This is a genomic window from Yoonia sp. R2-816, from assembly GCF_046762905.1.
Lineage (GTDB): Bacteria > Pseudomonadota > Alphaproteobacteria > Rhodobacterales > Rhodobacteraceae > Yoonia.
On record NZ_JBKQXN010000350.1, the window covers coordinates 92,974 to 114,156 of the forward strand.

At 57.7% G+C, this 21,183-nt stretch carries 12 protein-coding genes; 1 reads left to right on the top strand and 11 read right to left on the bottom strand.

What is annotated here, in order from left to right:
* Positions 1-3: 3 nt before the first annotated feature.
* From tssM to ACFWW2_RS26415, 10 genes are all read right to left on the bottom strand, one after another.
* Entirely contained in the window at positions 4-3,624 is a 3,621-nt protein-coding gene (gene tssM / locus ACFWW2_RS26370) for a type VI secretion system membrane subunit TssM (protein WP_393933599.1), read from the bottom strand.
* Positions 3,621-5,231 carry a type IVB secretion system protein IcmH/DotU gene (gene icmH, locus ACFWW2_RS26375; RefSeq protein WP_393933601.1) on the bottom strand — a complete coding sequence of 537 codons (1,611 nt, stop codon included), beginning with the start codon at positions 5,229-5,231 and terminating at the stop codon, positions 3,621-3,623. The genes tssM and icmH overlap by 4 nt, the downstream gene beginning before the upstream one ends.
* The gene (gene tssK, locus ACFWW2_RS26380; RefSeq protein ID WP_393933603.1) at positions 5,231-6,562 is read right to left on the bottom strand and encodes a type VI secretion system baseplate subunit TssK; all 1,332 of its coding nucleotides are present in this window, start codon (positions 6,560-6,562) and stop codon (positions 5,231-5,233) included. The genes icmH and tssK overlap by 1 nt, the downstream gene beginning before the upstream one ends.
* A 116-nt stretch (positions 6,563-6,678) precedes the next feature.
* Positions 6,679-12,633, bottom strand: coding sequence for a beta strand repeat-containing protein (locus ACFWW2_RS26385; protein ID WP_393933605.1), 5,955 nt, complete (start codon positions 12,631-12,633; stop codon positions 6,679-6,681).
* A 336-nt stretch (positions 12,634-12,969) separates the two neighbouring features.
* Positions 12,970-14,886 (bottom strand): 1-deoxy-D-xylulose-5-phosphate synthase, encoded by a 1,917-nt coding sequence (gene dxs, locus ACFWW2_RS26390; RefSeq protein ID WP_393933607.1) that lies wholly within the window; start codon positions 14,884-14,886, stop codon positions 12,970-12,972.
* A gap of 12 nt (positions 14,887-14,898) precedes the next feature.
* A complete protein-coding gene (locus ACFWW2_RS26395) occupies positions 14,899-15,786 on the bottom strand; it encodes a polyprenyl synthetase family protein (RefSeq protein ID WP_393933609.1) in 888 nt (295 codons plus the stop codon).
* Entirely contained in the window at positions 15,786-16,022 is a 237-nt protein-coding gene (locus ACFWW2_RS26400; protein ID WP_393933611.1) for an exodeoxyribonuclease VII small subunit, read from the bottom strand. Before ACFWW2_RS26400 ends, ACFWW2_RS26395 begins: the two co-directional genes overlap by 1 nt.
* Positions 16,019-16,942: a histone deacetylase family protein gene (locus tag ACFWW2_RS26405; protein WP_393933613.1), complete on the bottom strand. Its 924-nt coding sequence runs from the start codon at positions 16,940-16,942 to the stop codon at positions 16,019-16,021. Before ACFWW2_RS26405 ends, ACFWW2_RS26400 begins: the two co-directional genes overlap by 4 nt.
* Positions 16,943-17,065: 123 nt before the next feature.
* Positions 17,066-17,764: a response regulator gene (locus ACFWW2_RS26410; RefSeq protein ID WP_393933615.1), complete on the bottom strand. Its 699-nt coding sequence runs from the start codon at positions 17,762-17,764 to the stop codon at positions 17,066-17,068.
* Positions 17,761-18,267 (bottom strand): MarR family winged helix-turn-helix transcriptional regulator, encoded by a 507-nt coding sequence (locus tag ACFWW2_RS26415; protein WP_393933617.1) that lies wholly within the window; start codon positions 18,265-18,267, stop codon positions 17,761-17,763. Before ACFWW2_RS26415 ends, ACFWW2_RS26410 begins: the two co-directional genes overlap by 4 nt.
* A 147-nt stretch (positions 18,268-18,414) precedes the next feature.
* Here ACFWW2_RS26415 and ACFWW2_RS26420 point away from each other — a divergent pair, with 147 nt between their 5' ends.
* Entirely contained in the window at positions 18,415-19,284 is an 870-nt protein-coding gene (locus ACFWW2_RS26420) for a branched-chain amino acid aminotransferase (RefSeq protein ID WP_393933619.1), read from the top strand.
* A 69-nt stretch (positions 19,285-19,353) separates the two neighbouring features.
* Here ACFWW2_RS26420 and ACFWW2_RS26425 read toward each other — a convergent pair whose 3' ends face one another.
* Positions 19,354-21,120, bottom strand: a complete 1,767-nt coding sequence (locus tag ACFWW2_RS26425) for a phosphate ABC transporter substrate-binding/OmpA family protein (protein ID WP_393933621.1) — start codon at positions 21,118-21,120, stop codon at positions 19,354-19,356.
* Positions 21,121-21,183: the final 63 nt, after the last annotated feature.

Here is a 21,183-nt window from a genome sequence, read left to right on the forward strand (position 1 = left end):
CAATCAATCCACGGTCTGCGGGCAGGTGAAACTGGTGAGTTCTGGCATGGTGAACGGGTTAAAGCCGGTCGCAAAAGTCATATCAAATATAAAGGTCCTGCCGGAGTAGGTATGGGTCAGGCGGACACCATTGCCCAAAGGCTGGCGTGAACTGGCATCACTGATAAAGTTGATAATAGTCCAAGGCCCACCCGACCACAGCTTCACCTGCGAAGCGGCATCACCAAAGTCTGCATCTGAATCCAACCGAGTCGTGGTGCCCGAGCCCGGCCATCTTACCGACTGCGCAGAACCGTCTTGCTGCAGCTCCACTCTGGCATTGTTGATTTCCAGAATAAGTGTTTTGACCTGCTTTGTTCCCGGATCGATCTCTTGCGGATTGACATCAATGATCACCTCGGTCTGCGACCCACCGGCCGGAAAGAATGCGCGCTGGATTGCATAGGCTCGCTCAAACTGCAGCAGCATATTCGCTGACAGGCGTCCGGCTAACGGGCTTTCAGGGCGCACCTCATACCCGTCGCTGGTCCGGTTCACATGCCGATCCAGATATTCATTGTAATACCTTTGCATGGTCCCGTTTGGGCCAAAAAAGCCGGCAAAATTCTGTACCGACACGTGGGCGGAACTGTTTGGATTGAAAGGAAAGTAACCCTCAATGAACTGCTGACATTCGTAGCGGACGGTATTTGACAGCTCGTTATTCATCTCGGTTATGCTCGACTCGGTCGCTTCGCTTTCGAAATCACGCTTCGCGTCTTCCAGAAAACGGGCAACTGTCGGTGGAATGCTCGAGTTGTATCGCGTCAGATCGCTGAGCAGGCCGGGCAGCAACTGATCCTCGACACTGCTTCCTGTTTGCGCCGCCGCCCGGCGGTTATCGCGCACATTTGAAAGCGCGGTCATGATCACATCAATGGCGCGGCCGCTTGGCCCATCCTCAACCAGTTGGTGCCACATGGCGAACCGGTCCTCGATCCGCTCCGCCTCGCGCCGGGGCCCCTGCGGACCGCTGCCACCGACCTGTTGCTGGTTTTTCGCGCTGTTGCTGGCCGCCTCAAGCAGGATGCGCTGCAAACCGCCAGAGGTCTGCTTGAACCGCTGGAACAACTGGCCACCCACGTCGGCCCCAACATCTCCGCTGGCGATGGCGGTGGGGTCAATGCTCTCCAATTCGTCCAAAAACGTGGTCAGCTTGGTTTCCCGGCTCACGGCGTTTGCCAGCCGAAGGATGGGTGATGCAGGCGAAGACGCCGTTGCAAGCGCGTTGTATTGCGGCGGATCACCAGCCATGTTGTTGAGCTGGATGCGGCCCAGCATGGCATTCCAGGCGGCCTCGAAATCGTTGGCATAGCGGCGCTGCAGCGCCTGATCGAGGCCTGCAAGCTGCGCATCAAAGCTGACGGCATTGGCCTGCTCACCCAGAACCCATTTATCATTCTCAAGGATGTTTTTGACGTCGATCAGCTGATCAAGAAAGAAGAACCAGTAGCCATCGAACGTATAAAGCCCCGGTACAGTCAGCTCTGCCAGATCGCTGCCGTCATTGGTCGAAAAGATGACCGATGTTTCCGGCCGTGTCTCTTCCACTAGGCTGAATTCCGGAAAGGACGAAAATCGCGCGCGATCCAGAATGGTGGCATAGGCCTGATCGGCAAGCGACATTTGCACAATAGCACTGCGTGCCAGCGTGACAGCGGCATCGTCAATCGGGATGGACACGTCGCGTGTATCGTCAAGCTCCAGCATGTTTGCCAGATGGATGCTCAATTGTTCGCGTTCACCGGCGAGGCCAATGCTGCCATAGTTTTCGTCCCAGGCCGCCTCGAACCACGACTTGATGGCATCATCATCCGGGCGTGGCCCTTGCCCGGCAAGCAGCATGTAGACTTTCAGCGCACGGAAGATTTCGGCAGGGTCACCAGCCGCGCGTAGTTCGGGCAGCCGCCGTTCGACATCCAACACCAGACGCGGGCGCAGCATCTGTTCCAGCGCGTCACCATAGGATTTCTGGGCAGAGTTCTGGATGCGCCCAATCTGACGCTGCCCAAACCCGTTCCACAATGTTGGTTCGGCCTGATTACCATAACCTGCTGGCATCAGCCGCATCCGTTCCAGATAGGGCAAGACGGGCAGCGGATCCCAATCCTCGATCTCTGACCGGGCCAGTTCCTGCTGGGCTTCATTGGCATAGCGCGCGGCCTGCGCGTCGACATTGTCGACAAGCGTCTTGTTCTGCCAAAAGCTGAAACCAAAGGCAGCCAATAGCCCGGCTGTCGTCAATCCAATCGTTGAAAGCCCCAGAATGCGCAGGATCTTGGCGCGCCGCACCGCGCGCGCATCATGCCCGACCCAGTCGCGTTCCTCAAAAATCACGCGGCGTAGCAGGTCATGCAGGAAAAAGCTTTTCCCCTGCCCCGACATGAACGATGGCGCAAAGGCCCCCGGCGCCTGTTCATTGCGTGACATCGCCCCGAGAACCTGATCAATGGGCGTGCCTTCTTGTGTGCCGGATGTGAAATAGAACCCCCGCAGTATGGCACTGGTCTTGTACCGGGTCGGCTCAAACACCCGGCGCAGGAAATCGGTGACATTGTCGCGCAAGAGCGCCATCTGCCCTGGCAGACCAAAGATCGCGACGCGGCTGATCCCGTCAGGTTCTTCGGTCAGCCGGTCCATCAATTCGTCCGACAAGCGCGACACCAGCAGATCAAACTCCGCCGGGACCTGTTCATGGGTCTGCGCCTTGCGATCCTTCGTCTGGAACGTCACGCCCCATACCGCCTTGCGCCGGTTCAGGCTGAAACTGCTAAAATATTCACGGAACCCTGAAATCAGGTCGCATTTGGTGAACAGCACATAGACGGGAAAGTCGATGCGCAGCTTTTCATGCACCTCGCCCAGACGGGCGCGCACGATCTCCGAATGCTTGGCCAGTTCTTCCGGCGTCGCATTCATCATATCCTCAACCGAGAACGCCAGAATCACACCGTTGATCGGCTGATTTGGTCGGGATTTCTTCAGCAGATCCAGGAATGACTGCCAGCTGCTTTCATCCGCCGTCTTGTCGCTATCCTGCGTAGTATAGCGGCCAGCGGTATCAATCAGGATCGCATCCTCAGCAAACCACCAATCGCAATAGCGCGTGCCGCCAAAGCCGGACACGACACCGGCGTCATCTGCATTCGACAAGGGGAATTCGATACCCGAATTACGTAACGCAGTCGTTTTGCCCGCGCCCGGCGGGCCGATGATCACGTACCAAGGCAGATCATAGAGGTAAGACGCGCCACCCGATTTCTTGAGCGTGGCCAGCGCATCATTCATCCGCTCAGCCAGAACCGCGCCATCGCCTTCCGGCTCTGCCGGTGTCAGCGCATCCTCAATCTCACGCGCGGCGGCCCGCCGTTTGCGCCAGCCCAGTATCTGGAACAAAAGGATGGTGCCGACGATCAGCCCTATTAGCGTGGCCCGCAGCCAGACCGTCGCCAGGAAGGGCACGCCAATCATCGGCAGCCCGAACCAGATCGCGACTATGACACAGATGATCCCCAGAATAATGGCCGGAATGCGCATCCAGGGACGCCAGCGCAGGAAACGGAACACGATGCGAAAGATGTTCAAAACGTACCCTCCCGGGCAAGCAGGATTTCAACACGGCGGTTCAGCGCCTTGCCTTCGTTGGTGTCATTGCTGGCAATGGGTTGCGTTTCGCCTTTGCCTTCGACCGACAGACGGCCCGATGCGGCGCCACATCCAGGCGTCACTTCATCGATGGGAACCTGTACGGTTTGTCCATCCGCCCCGGTCATCGCGAAAGTACCGCCATCACACGGCTGATCCACAAGACCTTCGCGCAGGATCGTCGCCACCGACTCGGCCCGCGCTACCGATAATTCCGTGTTGGTCTTGTATCGGCCGCGACCGGACAAGGGATCGCTGTCGGTATGGCCGACCACCCGGATTGGTCCAGCTTCACTATTTAAAACGTCAATGATTTCAGGTGCGACATCGCGAAAGGCCGGTGACAGCTCCGTGCTGCCGCGGTTAAACAACAGGGCGTTCCCCACACGAACAAAGATAAAATCCCCCTGAATGCCAACTTCGACCGATCCGTCTGCGATCAAATCTGACAACGCTGTCGAAATACGTTCCAACTGGGTTTCATCCGGTGGTGGCGGCACGAAAGGTTCGATCTCGAAACTCCGCACCAGATTGATGGATCCCACATTGGGGTGCATGGTATTCAGCTGGGTCGCGACCGCATAACCATCGCGGTTGATCAGTGTTGAAAGCGTCGCAAAGGTGCCAACAAGCAATACCGCCGCAATGCTGGCGTAAATCCACATAGGCAGCCCGCCAAAGTTGCGGCGGCCAGTCAGCGGCACGCCGGTCCAATGGACCGAAATATCTTCGTCCGGGCGCGGTTTGACCCGGCGCAGGGTTTCGTAAATCGCGGACCGGATGCGGGAAAGCTCAACAGCACCATTAGGGGCAGTGCGATATTGCCCTTCGAACCCGAGCGACAGACAGGTCAACATCAGTTCCAGCAGGTCAAAGCGCTGACCAGGGGCCTGCATGGCCTTCTCGGCCTCCTGAAAAAATCCGACCCCGGAATCGCGGCGCTGAAAGAAGCGGGCCACCATGGAATACTGAATCCAGACACCACGGTCGGCCCCCGGCAGGTTTTGCACGATGTCGTCGGCGGTGCCGCACAATGCGTATTTTGCGACCTGCGCTTCATGCGGATCGCCCCCCCCGGCGATGGCATTACCCTCGTAATCGTTCAATTCGCGGGTGACATGCTCCATCAGGGGCTGGGCCTGCATTTCGACCATGCCGGTGCGCAAGCGGCCAAACAGGATCAGCAGATTGGCGGCAGCGGCCAGCAACGGGTTGCTCGGCCCGCCCTTGCCCAGTCCCTTTGCGCGCAAGGCCTCTTGCAGGGAAATGCGCGGCGTCTGGATCGGGGCGGATTGTGGTGTATCGCTGGGAATGTCGGGAAAGAAACCGTCGCTGGGCGCGCTCTTGCGGCCCATATCGCCGCCGGGCTGTGGAATCGCCCCGCCAAGCCATGTATCGCCATCTTGCGGCGCGGGGCGGCCAAACGGATTGGGATTTGACGGAGGCGGCACTGCACCGCCGATGACAGTCCGGTCACCGGCTGGCGGTTTGGGCCGCGGCCCGGGAAGTGGGCCACCAAATACCGTCTTGTCGTCGTCGTCAGACATCACGCTTTCTCCGGTATCGCCCAAAGCTCCAGTTTCAGCTCGGGCCAGTCACCCGCGAAATGCATCCCAATGGCCGGAGCCATCGAAAACTCCTGCCAAAGCGGGGTTTTCTTATCCAGCAGGAAGTAGACGTTGCTCGATACCACTCTGATCTGTCGTGGCGGATTAGGCAAATGCATCAGGCTGATACCCGGCAGGTTGTTCTTGACGATCTCTGACATGCGAGTGTTCGGGCCAACCTTGCACAATTCCGGGAATTGCTGCTGCACCTGGGTCAATGGCTTACCGGTTTCGACCTCGATCACGAATGTCGCATCGCGGAAAAGATTGCGGTCGGCGACTTCGGCCAGGAACGAATTCTGACGAACCTGACGCAAGTCCAGACGCACCGCACGACCAACATCGCGGCTCAGCAGACGTTGGATATCCTGTACGACGGGTGTGAAGGTTTCCTTCAGATCGCCATGGTCATAGGGTTTGTATTCACGCGCCATCCGTTCGGCGTTGTCAAACGTGGCCAGCTCACCGGCAAATCCGACCAGCTTCTCGTAAAGCCGCTCTGGGTGAACAGCGCGCCCATGGCTCATATGGCGCAACACACCGATTTCGCGGTTAAGCGTCATCAGCATCAGGTAATCCGTAGCCTGCATCCCCCCGCCCGATGACGGGTCAGACGCATAGCGGGCCAGACTGCCCAGCTTGGCCTCGATCCAGCCGATCACCCGGCTCAGATACCCTTCGACGACCGGATGCACGGCCAGAACTAGCGCGGGCGGCGGTACGGTTTCGTCCAGCGAAATGACCCCATCCCGGACCTCGTTAATGCGGGCAATGCGCAGGCATTGATAACCCGGTTTGGTCGATTTGCGAATGTCCAGTTCCAGACGCGGCACCGCGGTTTCGATCTGATGTTCAACGCGCGAAGCTGACGCATTATCGGCCACCGTATCGGATGACAGCACATAGCGTGTCGTCGCCGCATCAGGGCCAAGGCCGACATCCTGCCCGTTCTGGCTGAGGTCCGGCAGGGTCAGCCAGACGTAAAGACCCTTGGCATCCTCAGGCACCTCTACCGGGGTCGGCAGTGCGCCGGCATTCGGTGCATCAAACGGCGTGCCATCCGGCATGATCCCGACGATACTGCGCAGGCCGATACGACCCTGCTGCGCCATGTCCCTGTCTATCGTCATCTCGGACAGGCCCCAGGGATAGGGTGTCATCACATCGGTCCGGCTCTGGATCAGCTTTTCCAGATAACGGTCACTTTGCTGCAAATGCTGCGGCTGCAGGAAAAGACCTTCTTTCCAGGCAACTTTGCTAAACCAAGACATGACAATCCAATCAATCAGATACGCAAGCTGGGGTTGTCCCCCGAAACACAAGTCTGAAACCTTGACCCGGCAGGGTCAAGGCAGGAACACCAGCATAGGGGCGTTTCAGGTACCGCTTAGAACTGAATGCGGAATTGGCCTGTAATCCCCCAGCTGTCCAGTCGCTCGCTTCCCCGCAAATCACCGCGCACACTCGCGCTGAGCTGTTTGGCACCCAATGGTGCATCCAACGGCAGGATCCGCAGATAATTCAGACCCGCGCTGATCTCGGTATAAGCGCCAAGATTTTCAGTGCTCACCGTCCGTGCACCTACACCAGAAATTGGGACGTACTCCGAAATAGGCTCATCCGCCATGTCGGTGTAGTAGGTCACGGTACCGAACTGGTTGATCGCCGATGTTCCGTCTTCCCCGAAAACGCTGCGGGACAGAGTACCGCCAACGAAAACCGTTTCCGTCGAGAAATCGTTGATCTGAACAATATCACCCTCATCAAAAACGATAGGGTCGGTGGTCAGGTTGGTATAGGCAAAACCGGCGGTCGGAATAAATGACACATTGCTTTCGCCGAACGGGATCGCATAGCTGGCGGACCCGCTAAAGGTGGCCGCATCACTTCCGAACTCGCTGTCCGTCAGCCCAAGCCCTCCCAGACCGCCGACACCGGTGTTTGTGGCTGTGAAATTCGTTTGTTCCAAACGGTATTGCAGATCCACCGAGAACCGGTTGTACGCACCCGTAATATAAACACCGGCATAAGCCTGATCGAAGTCCACATCGGTGATGCTGGTTACGACGTCTGTCGCGATCAGACCACCTGAACCGTCGCCCGTGAGCGCCCGAACAGGTTGCTCTGTGGTCCCCTGGTTCACACCGGCGATACCCCCTATAGAGATATCCCAGCCGTCGAAGTATCCGTTGAAGCAAGCCAGATCACCGCCTGCCTGAAAACCAGAATAATTCGCGCTGATATCGCTTTCAAAGCTAAGGTTGTCACCCCTTAGCGTGGTGATGTCACCGTTTGAATCGGCCTGACCACCAATCGCGCGCGCCCATGCGCCAGCGCCGCACGGATCTGGATCATCATAAGCCAGACCGCTGACAAACGGGCTGGAGGGCCGATTGATCACGGATCCTATCAATGATTGGGTTAACACAACCGTACCAGCCAGCGCACCGATGCCCGGATTCAGCAGATTGCTAATGAAGTAATCTTCGCCGTTTTGGGTCGGGATATAAAGAACGGCCTCACTCAGACCGGGCAGGCCCCGCATCTCAAGCTGATAGTTGTTGGCTTGCGTGGCATCAGCATCAAAAACCAAGAGCGGATCGGCGAAATCAGCACCGGTATTGATGATGTTGAAATCGAGAATGACATTGCCGGTCACGGCACCCCCCGTGACCACGACTGTATCCGACAACGGGGTTTCGGTCAGTGGATCGGAGTCAGTGTCGGACAGATCGACATCCAGCACAAAGGTACCGCTACCGCTCAACCCGCCCGAGATTGAGATCGTATCGGTTGCGTCCGCGGTGGTTGGCGTCGCGTTGGGCGATGTACTTACCACGCCGTTATTGACCAGACCATTTGCAAAGCTGAGATTGCCAGACTGCAAAAGGATCGCTCCGCCGTCGGCATTGGTCACCAGACCACCAAAGCGACCGTCATCAGCGGCGGTACCATCACCGTTGAAAAATACATCCCCGGCATTGGTGAAAGCACTGGTGAACCGCCCATTCAGGTTGATATCACCGCCGCTTGCATTGGTGATGCTCCCTGCGCCAGCGGTACCCAACGACCCGTCACTGGCAATGTCCAGCACGCCGCCGGACAGGTTGGTCAATGCGCCAGACACCGCCAGACTGTCGGCGGCGTCGATGGCATCACCCACCGACATCGCACCACTGTTGTTGATAACGGTCGCTGTGCTGACGCCATTAAACGTCGCATCGCCCCCCAAATCGTTGGTCAGCGTGCCGCCCAGTGCACCGCCCAGAACCCGGACATCACCAGTCGTCTCATTTGTGATCGCACCATTCAGCGTACCCGCGACCTCAACCAGGCCGGCCGCAAAGTTGCGCAAACCTGACGTGAATGTGGCCGTGCTGGTGTCGGCAACGAATATCCCGCCATCCGCGCCAGTGTCGCCGGTATTCTGGTTTGTCGCAGCACCGCCAACCGTGCCTGCGGCATTCACCACGCCACCGTCATTGTCCAGTGTACCGGTGACATTACCGTCAAGGTTCAGCGTGCCGCCATCCCCGTTGGTGACATCTCCAGTCAGCGTAAAGGGCGCGTCAATCGTCGCATCGCCAGCATCGTTACGAATATCGCCTTGGGCATTTCCTTCAATGCGGATTTCACCACCTTCATTGGTAAAGCCATCATCAAAAATGGCGACACCGGCGATTGCGGCATTATCTGTGATAACGACCGTGCCGCCTTCGTTGACGGACGACGCCGTGGTGATCACACCCGCATCCATGTTGAAGGTGCCGTTATTGACGGTCACGCCGCCATCGATCGCACCAGAGTTGTCAAAGACCGCACCATCGCCGGTTTCCGCCGCCGCCCCGACAGTGACAGAACCTGTGATCTGACCAAGGTTTTCGACAACACCGTCGGCGCTGCCATCGCTGTTGTTGGCCTGAACATCGCCCATCACGATGCCGGATCCGGCGATATTGACTGCGCCATCGTCGCTGACAAGCGCTTGGCCCCCACCTATCGTGATCAAGCCGTTGACATCAGTCTGTCCGCCGGTTGCAAGAATGCCGCCGGTAAAGGTGCCACCGTTTGCCGTAAGCGTACCGCCAGAAACTGTCGTGCCGTTATCCACTGTCGTGTCGCTGCTCGTCACGACCTCGCCTCCGGCGACAACCAAAGTGCCGTCATCGCCCGTTATCCCGCTGATTTGGCCATTGACGGTCGCAAGACCGGAATTGTTGGTTACGCTGCCGGTCACAACAGTTCCTGCGTTGATCGTGACCGCACCGTCGCCCGTGACAGGCATCATACTGTTGTTGGTAATGTCGCCTGACATGTCTGCAACAACATCAAATGTGCTGGTATCGGGTGCCGTTTCTTCAACAATAACGCTGCCGGTGAAGTTACCACCATTGGCGATCAGCGTCCCGCTTTGTACGCGGGCCGTCGTAGTCACATCGCCACCCGTGTTGTTGTTCACCGTGCCGCCAGCCACGACAATCGCGTCACCTTCCGGATTGCCTGGACCTTGAATTACCCCATTATTCTCAAAAACGCCGCCTTCAGACGTGAGCAGGCCAATCAAACGACCATCATTAGTTGCGTCAGTGGTGACGCCATCACGTATGATCACGCGACCAGTCAGAATACCATCTGTGCCGATATTCAGTTCCGAGCCTGCATAAGAAGGGGAACTTTCAATGATGATTGTGCCACCAACAGCACCGTCGATGTTGATGACACCTTCGCGACCGCGAAGACCCTGCGAAAAGAAGCCGCCCGTCGCATTGATGACACCACCGTTGGCTCCGGCGACATCGACACCGTCAACATCTGCACCGTTCTGAATAATGCCAACCTGCACGTCAGCACCATCATTTAGGTTCAACGTCCCGTCAGTGAGGGTAATCTGATCACCGGGGTTGTCTTGACGCACCAAGCCTTCCACATTGACGATGCTGTCGGCCTCGGTTCCGGTAATCGTTAGCGGCCCGATCAGTGTACCGCCGGTTTCAATCGTTGACGTGCCCGAATTGTTGGTCAGGCTGCCGGTCAACTGGCCATTCGTGGCGATGGTGACCGTACCACCATTATTGATCACATCGCCGGTCGCGTCCGGGTCATCGATTGTGTCGTCCCCGATACTCAGAATACCAAAGGCCTGCACATCGATCCCGGTTTCGAAATCGCCACCTCGGGCCAGCAACGTGCCAGGCGCCCCGTCAGCGCCAGAGACCGTGACCTGTCCGGTCACCCCGTCGGTCGCAGCGGTTGCATCGGTCTGTGTGAAGGTGCCGCCAGTGATATTCAGCGTGCCGTCAATATCACCGGTTGAATTGAAAAGGCCGGTTGTATTGGTGACCGGGCCGGTCAGGGTAATCCCGGCGTTCAATGTGATGGTCGAGCCATTGTTTTCCAGCCCGGCACCCACATCGGAATCGGCGGTAATGTTGATGTTGCCGCCCTGTGCATCAACGCCCTCATCAAATGTGCCACCTGCAATGCCCAGCGTGCCGCCGGTAACAACCCGGACTTCATCACGCACGATACCAGAATTCACCAATTCGCCAGCGTCAAGGATGATCGTGTCGTCGACCGCATCGACATTATCAAGAATACCATTGGCACTGATCGTCGTCGTGCCGCCTGCTGTATCAAAATCGGTCGTAAAGGTCACAGGTGCTGCTGCACCGGCCCCCACATTGATGTTTCCGCTGTTCAGGATCGTCTGTACGGCACCAGGTGCTGTCTCATCAAAATCCGTATTGATGTTCAGCGTACCGCCATTGATCTGGATATCCTGCTGAAAGGTTCCGCCATCAGCGTTCACAACACCAGTTCCGGTGATATCGACGCTGCCATCGATGTCGGCCCCGGACTGGTTGTTAAAGGTGCCGCCGGCGACATCCACGTCGCCAACAATGTTGCTGGCATTGTTCGTAATGCCGTCCTGATGATCCAGAAGGTCGGTTGTCAGGGTGCCCGCGTTGATATTGATCGTACCGCCATTGTTGGTCACGCTGACGGGGTCCAGGGCTGTGCCTGTGTCGGCAGTGATAATCAACTCGCCATCTGCGTCGACTTGAATACCACCATCAAAACTGCCGCCGGACGCGGTCAACACACCCGCAGCACCAGTATCGCTGTCACCACTAACAGTCGCCAACCCTGTGACACTGCCGCCGGCCTGATTGTCAAAAGACCCATCTGTGACATTCAGGGTGCTTTCCAGCGAACCCGTATTGTCAAAATCCGCCCCGGAGCCTGATACAGTTACCGTACCGCCAATTTCACCAGCGTTGGTGAAACCGCCATCGTTCACGGTGACGGTTCCGGTGATCCGTGCATCCGGGTCACCGACAACAGGGCTGGCGTTATTCGCTACAGTCCCGCCATTCTGGATGACATCGCCGTTGATGGTACCGTTGTTGACCGTACCGCCAACATTGTTCGTCACATTGCCATTCAGAGCCACTGGCGTCGTACCATCCGAAGCGAACTGATTAATCGTCAGCGTGCCACCAGTACCGCCAACCTCCCCGTTTACGACGTCACCTGATGTGGTCTCTTCAATCGTCAGGCTCCCGCCTGTCATCAAGACACCACCATTGAAATCGCCGCCGAGACCAACCGCCGTCCCGCCTTGGATCAGCGTCTGACCGAATATGGTGCCGCCTTCCAAGCTAAGCGAACCGGTGCCCGACACCGTCACCGTGCCGCGGCTAAATCCGGTAACTGGTCCACCAGCATTTACCTGTCCCGCGATCGTCAGCAGACCATCGGTCACGGCCAAGGAATCCTCGAATCCGATTTGCCCACTACCCGCGATGGTCAAACCACCACCCTCAAGCGTGATCGTTGAGATACTCCGACTGGCGTCAAGGTCCTGATTAGCCCCCGAAAGGATCAATGTTCCGACACTCGTCGCACCAGCGCCATTCACCGTCACGTCGTCCAAAAAGCGGATGACAGCGCCAATTTCGGCAGTACCCGTCGCATCTGGCGTTGCAACATCAATTGCAGCCGGCGCGCCGAAAACGATGTTTACATTACTGGGATCGGGGGCCGTTGAATCGGATTGAATAACATAACCAGATGTATTGAAGGTGATCGAGCCCGGATCGACATCTTCAATGACAGTGACCGTTTCTGCGGTACCACCAAAAACAGCATCGTCGCCAGGGTCGAAGTCTTCGGCGCTTACCGCTCCACCACCGCGAAGCCAATTCTCCAATCCGGTATCGGCATCGCCACCATCACCATCAGCATCCTGATCCCAATTGTTATTGGCATCAGCATCATTCCACCTTAGCGTTTCTGCAGCGACCGGACTGTACAGACCCGCCCCAAACACAAAAACCATCCCCAAGGCGATTGCAGTTGATCCTAGCAGGACGGAACGAAAACTACCCGTGGGCGACACGTTGTCATCAAAATGCATTTCAAAAATTTCCCAGCAAACACTCGCCCAAATTGTTACAGCTAGTCACGTCCGCGGCAACCCTCTCCAGAGCATTCTGAGGCGATAGGTCACGGAAATGCCACATTTTTCCGTTTCGTGATTTGCCTTTAAAATCAAGATATTATAATACTAGGCCGCCACAATAATAGCGAAATAAGGCGAACCGTTGACCATTAATATACAATTAATCTTCGTCTGATCGTGTGAAGCTGACACCCGATTCTTTCAGCACTGCTGTCACGCAGATTTACTGCCAATCTGTGTGACTCCAAGGACGTCCAGTACTTTCGCCTCGATGTGTTCAGCATTCAGCCCTGCCACATCATACATGGCCTTGGGACCGGCCTGATCAATAAAGATGTCAGGAAGGACCATCGACCGGTACTTTAGACCGCTGTCAAACACGCCCTCCTCAGCCAGAAGTTGTGCAACATGCGATCCAAAACCGCCAACAGCCCCCTCTTCTACACAGACCAGCGCCTCATGCTCAGCGGTAAGTTTCAGGATCAAATCCCGGTCCAGCGGTTTGGCAAACCGGGCATCAGCCACCGTCGGTTTGATCCCCTTCGCTTCCAGCGCCTCGCAGGCCACCATCACCTCCTGCAACCGCGTGCCAAACGACAGGATCGCAATGCGCGCGCCTTCACGGATCATCCGGCCCTTGCCAATCTCAAGAACCTCTGGATTCTCCGGCATCTCGACACCCACACCCTCACCGCGTGGAAAGCGGAACGCGATCGGGCCGTCATCATGGGCCGCAGCCGTGGCGACCATGCGCACCAATTCGGCCTCATCCGCTGCGGCCATAACAACAAATCCGGGCAGGTTCGCCAGATAGGCCACGTCATATGACCCCGCATGGGTCGCCCCATCGGCCCCGACCAGCCCGGCGCGATCAATGGCAAAGCGGACCGGCAGACGTTGAATGGCTACATCATGCACCACCTGATCATAGCCACGCTGCAGGAAGGTTGAATAAAGGGCACAGAACGGGCGCAGCCCCCCTGCCGCCATACCAGCGCTGAACGTTACCGCATGCTGTTCGGCAATGCCCACGTCAAAACACCGGCTCGTATAGCGCTCCATGAACTTCGACAGGCCCGTTCCATCAGGCATCGCCGCCGTGACGGCAACGATCTTGGGATCATCGGCGGCCAGCTTGATCAGGCTTTCGGCAAAGACAGAGGTATAGGATGGCGCGTTACTTGGCGCTTTCTTCTGCTTGCCAGTCACCACATCGAACTTGGCGGTCGCATGGCCCTTGTCACTGGCCGCCTCGGCCGGCGCATAACCCTTGCCCTTCTTGGTGATCGCGTGGATCAGAATCGGACCATCGGCGCGGGCCTTGACCGTCCGCAATACAGACAAAAGCTGCTCCATATCGTGCCCATCAATCGGCCCCAGATAGGAAAATCCCAATTCCTCGAACAAGGTCCCACCCACGGTCATATGTTTGAGCATATCCTTGGCCCGCTTCGCCCCCTCACGGAAGGGTTCGGGCAGCAACGATACCGCCCCCTTGGCGGCCGCCTTGAACTCCTGAAATGGCTCGCCAGCATAAAGGCGCGAAAGATAGGACGACATCGCTCCGGTCGGCGGCGCAATCGACATTTCATTGTCGTTCAGGATCACGATCAGGCGTTTGCCCAGATGGCCCGCATTGTTCATCGCTTCATAGGCCATGCCAGCCGACATCGCTCCGTCACCGATGACAGCAATCGCATCGCCCCCTTCGCAGCCCAGATCGCGGGCGACAGCAAAACCCAATGCCGCCGAAATCGACGTGCTTGAATGCGCCGCCCCGAACGGGTCATAGGGGCTTTCAGAGCGTTTAGTGAACCCGCTCAACCCCCCTTCCATGCGCAGGGTGCGGATCCGGTCGCGGCGACCGGTCAGGATCTTATGCGGATAACACTGGTGCGACACATCCCAGATGATCTTGTCCTTTGGCGCATCGAACACGGCGTGTAGGGCGACGGTCAGCTCGACAACGCCCAGACCGGCCCCCAGATGACCGCCAGTAACCGATACGGCAGCGATCGTTTCGGCCCGCAACTCATCAGCCAGTTCGCACAACTCCTTGTCTGACATCGCCTTCATGTCATCGGGCGTGTTCACGCGATCCAAAACGGGGGTAAGGGGGTGGTCGGTCATCAGTGACCCTTTCTAATGCGTCCGCGCGATGACAAACCGCGCGGCTTCTTTCAATGTCTCGGCCTCATCCCCGTAAGGAAATAGCGCATCACAGGCCTCTTGTACCAGTTCCGCAGCGCGGCTTTTCGCCCCATCGACGCCCAGATGGGACACAAAAGTGGCCTTGCCAGCCGCCGCATCCTTGCCCACGGCCTTGCCCACGGCAGCGGCATCGCCCTCCACATCAAGGATGTCATCGGCAATCTGAAAGGCGAGGCCGAGTTTGTCGCCATACTTATCGAGCGCCTCGGCATCCTCATCGGCAAGATCTGCTCCGGCCATTGCGGACCAACGGATCAACGCACCCGTCTTGCCCGTTTGAATGGCGATGATGTGGGCCAGCGTATGATCGCGCGTCTTTGTTTCGGCCATGATGTCCAGCATTTGCCCGCCGACCATACCGTGATGACCCGCTGCATAGGCCATCTTGCGGACCAGGGTTTGAGCCACTTTGGCCGTTCCGATGCCCGGATGCGAGATCAAATCAAATGCCAGGGCCTGTAACGCATCGCCAGCGAGGACTGCCGTGTGTTCATTCCATTTCTTGTGCACGGTCGGGCGCCCGCGTCGCATGTCATCATCGTCCATGCATGGCAGATCGTCATGGACCAGCGAATAGGCATGGATGCATTCAATGGCGAGCGCAGCAAGGCTTGCCGGACCGAGGGGAACATGATGCAGGCGCGCCCCTTCCAGCACCAGAAACGCACGCAAGGCCTTACCGCCGACAATCGCATAGCGCATGGCGGCGGTCAGATCGTTTCCCTTGGTCGGTGGAATGGCCGCGCCGAGTTCGGCCTGCACCACCTCTTGCGCACGGATCATCGCGCGATCAAAGGGCAGCCTTTCGATTTGTTTCATCAGCTCTGGTCCAGCGGAGCCGTCCCCTTCGGCTCACCACCTTCACCTAGCGTAATCTTGGCGACCTTCTCCTCAGCCTCTTTCAGCTTGGCTTCACATCGGGCTTTCAGGGCCGCACCCCGTTCATACAGCGCGATGCTTTCATCCAGCGCCACATCGCCACGCTCCAGCTGACCAACGACCGTCTCCAGTTCCTTAATCGCATCTTCAAAGCTCATCTTGTCCACGTCGCTCATCGCCCGCGTTCCTCCAAAACCTTCACATGGGCCGCCGCAGAAGCGCCCAGCGCCTCAAGGTCATAGCCACCTTCAAGGCTCGATACCACCCGGCCATCGCAATGACGCGCCGCCAAATCGCAGAGTTTTTCGGTCACCCAGCCAAAATCCTCGGTCGTCAAATTCATCCCCGCCAATGGATCAGCCTCATGTGCATCAAACCCGGCCGATATCAGCAGAAGTTGCGGAGCGAATTCATCAACCCGCGGCAGCACCACCCGCTCCATCACATCGCGAAAGGCCTTTGAGCCCGTGCCACCCGGCAAAGGCACATTCAGCACATTGCCGACGCCGGTTTCATGGGCCGCCCCCGTGCCGGGATAAAGCGGGGACTGATGGGTCGAACAGAACAGGATGCGCGCATCATCCTCGACCAGATCTTGCGTCCCGTTGCCGTGATGCACATCAAAATCGACAATCGCCACACGGTTCAGCCCGTGATGATCCAGCGCATGTTTCGCGCCGATGGCAACATTGCCAAAGAAACAGAACCCCATCGCCGTCTCACGCTCTGCGTGGTGGCCAGGCGGACGCACAGCGGCAAAAGCATTGGTCACCTCGCCGCCCATCACCATATCCACAGCGCGGACAACACCGCCGGCGGCACGATAGGCCGCCTGCAAGGTCCCGACAGACATATGCGTGTCGGCATCCAGCGACCGCCAGCCGTCAGACGGGGCAGCAGCGCGGATAGCATCAACATGCGCCTTGGGATGGGCGCGCAGCAGATCGTCTTCTGCGGCCAGCGGGGCCTTTACCCGGACCAGATCGTACCCCTCCAGCGCACCCAGAACAGCATCCAGCCGTGCGACTTGCTCTGGATGGCCCGGCGGGGTGACGTGATCAAAGCAATCTTCATGTGTAATCAGGGCTGTCGTCATGGGACCAAAGAACCCAATTCAGGGCGAAACCACAACCACCTTCTTCCGAGCGGAAATATCCCCGCCGGAGGCAAACCAAAAATGTAATGCGCCCGAAGGGCGCGCCATGGGATCACTTGCGGATTACTCCGGCGCCAGCATATATCCCGCGCCGCGCACCGTCTGCAGATAGCGGGGCTGCTTTGGATCAACCTCGATCTTGCGGCGCAGCCGGGTGATCTGCACATCAACCGCGCGTTCCTGGGTCTGCCCGCCGGACCGGCTCAACTCCTCGACCAACCGGGCGCGGGTCACCGCCTCACCGGGACAGCCTGAAAAGATGCGCATCAATTGACTTTCGGTGGCGGTCAGGCGCACCAGCTTTTCACCCTGCCACATCTCGCCCCGTTCGATGTCATAGCGGACCGGCCCCATATTCAGGACCTTGGGCAATACCACCGTCGGCTCCGCCGTGGGGACGCGGCGTAGAATCGCGTTGATGCGCAAAAGCAGCTCCTTGGGCTCAAACGGCTTGGCCAGATAATCATCCGCCCCGGCCTCAAGCCCCGAAATGCGATCATCCGTTTCGCCCTTGGCAGTCAGCAGCATGATCGGAGTGGAAATGGTTTTGCGCAGATCACGGCACAGCGCCATGCCATCCTCACCCGGCATCATCACATCCAGAACAATCAGGTCAAATTCAAGCCCCGACAACACGCGGCGGGCATGGGCGGCATCCCGGGCGGTACTGACCAGAAAACCAGAGCGCATTAGAAACTTCTGCAAAAGGCCACGAATACGTTCATCATCATCAACAATCAGCAGGTGCGCGTCGTCATTCATTCGGTCTTATCCTTCATCGCCTCGTAATGGTGGCGGCTTTCCTCATCCATCATTGCCTCAAGCACCTGTCGAAATCCAGCCACGGCGGCTGGTCCGGCGGCGCGATAGGCTGCACGCATCCTGTCGCGCTGGGCATCCGATAGCTCCCGTTCCAGCGCAGCACCCGCAGCCGTCAGGTGCAAATGACGCTCCCGTTTGTCCCTTGTGCCCACGGTGCTGGCAACCAAACCGTCTTCGATCAATGTACGCAATACACGATTAAGCGATTGTTTTGTCACACCAAGGATCGACAACAGGTTATTGACCGTCGTGCCGGGGCTGCGGTGAATGAAGTGGATGGCCCGGTGATGGGCGCGGCCATAGCCCTTTTGCGCCAGAATGCGATCCGGGTCGGCAGTAAACCCGCGATAGGCGAAAAACATCGCCTCGATCCCCTTGCGCAGCTGTTCGTCCGTCAGGAACAGCAGGCTTTGCCCCATCTGTGGCTGCAACCCTTCCGCCATACGGCCCTCCCTCGATACTATGGATCACAATACGTCAGCTTTGTTGACATTCCAAGAATCAACTGCTAGCGAAATGAAGAAACTACGCAACTTTATGTCCGAAACGGACCTATTTGCGTAATTATTGCAAATCAAGTGGAGGATCCGATGGCGGGCGCTTATGATGACAGAGACGGCAAAATCTGGATGGACGGCCAGCTGGTCGACTGGCGCAGCGCGAACGTCCATATCCTGACCCATGCCATGCACTACGCCTCCAGCGTATTCGAGGGCGAGCGATGCTACAACGGCAAGATCTTCAAATCACGCGAGCATTCCGAAAGGCTGATCCAATCCGGTCGCCTGATCGACTTTGAAATCCCCTACACGGTTGACGAAATCGAAGCCGCCAAAGTCGCGGCACTTGAGGCGAATGGCCTCAAAGACGCCTATGTGCGCGCTGTTGCATGGCGCGGCTCGGGCGAGGATATGGGCGTCGCCGCAGCCCGCAACCCCGTCCATCTGGCCGTCGCGGTCTGGGAGTGGGGCAACTATTATGGCGACGCCAAGATGAAGGGCGCCAAGCTCGACATCGCGAAATGGAAACGGCCCAGCCCCGAAACCGCCCCGTCACAGGCCAAGGCGGCCGGTCTTTACATGATCGCCACCATGTCCAAACACGCAGCCGAGGCGAAAGGGTGCAGCGACGCGATGATGTTCGACTATCGCGGCTACGTGGCCGAAGCGACAGGCGCCAACATCTTCTTCGTCAAAGATGGTGAGGTGCACACCCCAACGCCAGACGCATTCCTCAACGGTCTGACCCGGCAAACCGTCATTGGCATGCTGGAAAAGCACCAGGTCAAGGTCCACGAACGGGTCATCATGCCGGAAGAGGTCGAAGGGTTTGAACAATGCTGGCTGACCGGCACCGCCGCCGAAGTCACGCCTGTTGGGCAGATCGGCGACTATAACTTCGAAGTCGGCGCGATGACACGCGACATCGCTGAAGAATATGAAAAGCTGGTGCGCAGCTAAAAAGACGAACCAATAGACGAACAAAAAAGGGCAGCGAAAGCTGCCCTTTTCATTTATGTTGTTTGGCTTTTACCGCACCCAAACCTCGACCCGGCGGTTGCGGGACCGGCCATAGGCGTTGTCGTTGCAGCTCACAGGGGCGGCTTCGCTCAACCCGACCGCTGACAGGTTCACGCCGCGCAGCGGGCCAGCATTTGGATGGATACGCGCCCGTTGCAAAACCTGTTCCGCGCGATTTCTGGACAGTTGAATATTATAGACATAGGGCCCGACACTGTCCGCAAACCCGACAAAGATGAACTCGCGCCGCGCATTTTCCGGACGGGCCATGTAGTTCACCAGACGATCCAGATCGCGCAGGGCCTTGCTATCCAGCGCAAACTCGTCAGTTGGGAAACGGAATGTCAGCGACAACCGGCTGGCTCCGCGCAACTGCGTCGCCACCTCCCTCTGGACGGAACGACCAATATCGGTTGGCTGTCCGATCAACGCAGCGTCGGTCAGGCGGGCCAGCGCCCGGTCATCCTCGATGATACCAAGGCTGAAGTAGCCGGACTCGTCCACATATTCATCTGCGGCGGGCGATATCATGAAATTGACCAACTGACGCACTTCGGGCTTGGGGTTCTGGTTGTCGACATACAGCCGAATGCGCCGTCCCAGTAAGTATTCCTCTGCCTTGCTTTTGAACGGTGTCGCCTCGGTCACCACACCGCAATCCAGGATCAGGTCAATCGGTTTCGTATCGCCAATATTGTCGCTGATCGAATAGCCGATAGCCCCTTGGTTATCCTGAACAAAGTTCCGCATGTCGCGACCACGGTCCAGTTCAAACGTCCCCGGCGACAGATCACGCTCCTGCCCAAAAGCCCAGTTTTCAAAGTTGCGGCGGGCAGATCCACCATCGCGGGCACCCGGCATGATCGTCAGGTTTGGTCCACCAACCTGCGACCAGTTTCTTGTTTGATCCGTATAGATGCTGACCAGTTGCTGCCGCGACAACGCATCAACCGGATTAGTGTTATGGACAGTCATCAGAACGGAATCGACGCCGATGATGTATTCCTGCGATGGATCAAGCAGGTTACCCCGCCCTTGAGCCGCCAGCGCATTGATCTGCGATTGTGTCGGCGGCCCAGATGCCATGGCGATATCGGCGGTGCCTTCGACCAGTCGATCAAACCCGATCTCAGAGTCGTTCGATTCGACCTCCATCACAAACGGATCACCGCCCCCAATGGGCGTGAAAATGTATTGCGCGATATCATCGGGCAACTCAATCGGATCAGAAACGTTCGCGCCCCATAACTCTGCAAGTGGCTCCATGACCAACGGCATCAGATCTTCGCCGACATTGTCTGACCCGACCATCACCAGATCAGCGGAAAGGCGCACCGGTGGGGTCTCTTCCGCAACGACGGCCTCGGGCTGGCTTTCGCTTGCCGGCATGATGACCTCAAGCGTGGGACATCCCGGTCCGGTACAGGTAACGGAGTCCGCCGGAACCCGCATGACAGCAGCCACCGTCTGGATCAAAAACACACCATCCGCGAAATCGATCATCGTCCCGGTCACAGTGGAATTGCCGCTGAGTGCATCCAGCGTAACTTCAGCGCCCTCTTCGAAAACCAATGCGGGGCATCCAGGTCCGGAACACTCCGCGCCGTCAGCCGCGATCTGAACCTCACCGACATTGGGGATGGAAACAACGTATCTTGTGCCATCGAACGACACCAGATCACCTTCCACCTGCATATTTGAATTATCGACTGTCAGGCTGACCTGCTCTGCCATTGCGGTGCCGCCAACGGCCAGCGTCATGCCCAACGACAGCATGGTGGTTTGAAAATGAGAACGTCTAGTTAACTGCAAGATACTGATCCTCCACTCGTTACTAAA

Coding starts and splice junctions, on each gene's coding strand:
- icmH (WP_393933601.1), bottom strand. CDS start 5,231: ATGTCTGACGACGACGACAAGACGGTATTTGGTGGCCCACTTCCCGGG.
- tssK (WP_393933603.1), bottom strand. CDS start 6,562: ATGTCTTGGTTTAGCAAAGTTGCCTGGAAAGAAGGTCTTTTCCTGCAG.
- ACFWW2_RS26385 (WP_393933605.1), bottom strand. CDS start 12,633: ATGGTTTTTGTGTTTGGGGCGGGTCTGTACAGTCCGGTCGCTGCAGAA.
- dxs (WP_393933607.1), bottom strand. CDS start 14,886: ATGACCGACCACCCCCTTACCCCCGTTTTGGATCGCGTGAACACGCCC.
- ACFWW2_RS26395 (WP_393933609.1), bottom strand. CDS start 15,786: ATGAAACAAATCGAAAGGCTGCCCTTTGATCGCGCGATGATCCGTGCG.
- ACFWW2_RS26400 (WP_393933611.1), bottom strand. CDS start 16,022: ATGAGCGACGTGGACAAGATGAGCTTTGAAGATGCGATTAAGGAACTG.
- ACFWW2_RS26405 (WP_393933613.1), bottom strand. CDS start 16,942: ATGACGACAGCCCTGATTACACATGAAGATTGCTTTGATCACGTCACC.
- ACFWW2_RS26410 (WP_393933615.1), bottom strand. CDS start 17,764: ATGAATGACGACGCGCACCTGCTGATTGTTGATGATGATGAACGTATT.
- ACFWW2_RS26415 (WP_393933617.1), bottom strand. CDS start 18,267: ATGGCGGAAGGGTTGCAGCCACAGATGGGGCAAAGCCTGCTGTTCCTG.
- ACFWW2_RS26420 (WP_393933619.1), top strand. CDS start 18,415: ATGGCGGGCGCTTATGATGACAGAGACGGCAAAATCTGGATGGACGGC.
- ACFWW2_RS26425 (WP_393933621.1), bottom strand. CDS start 21,120: ATGCTGTCGTTGGGCATGACGCTGGCCGTTGGCGGCACCGCAATGGCA.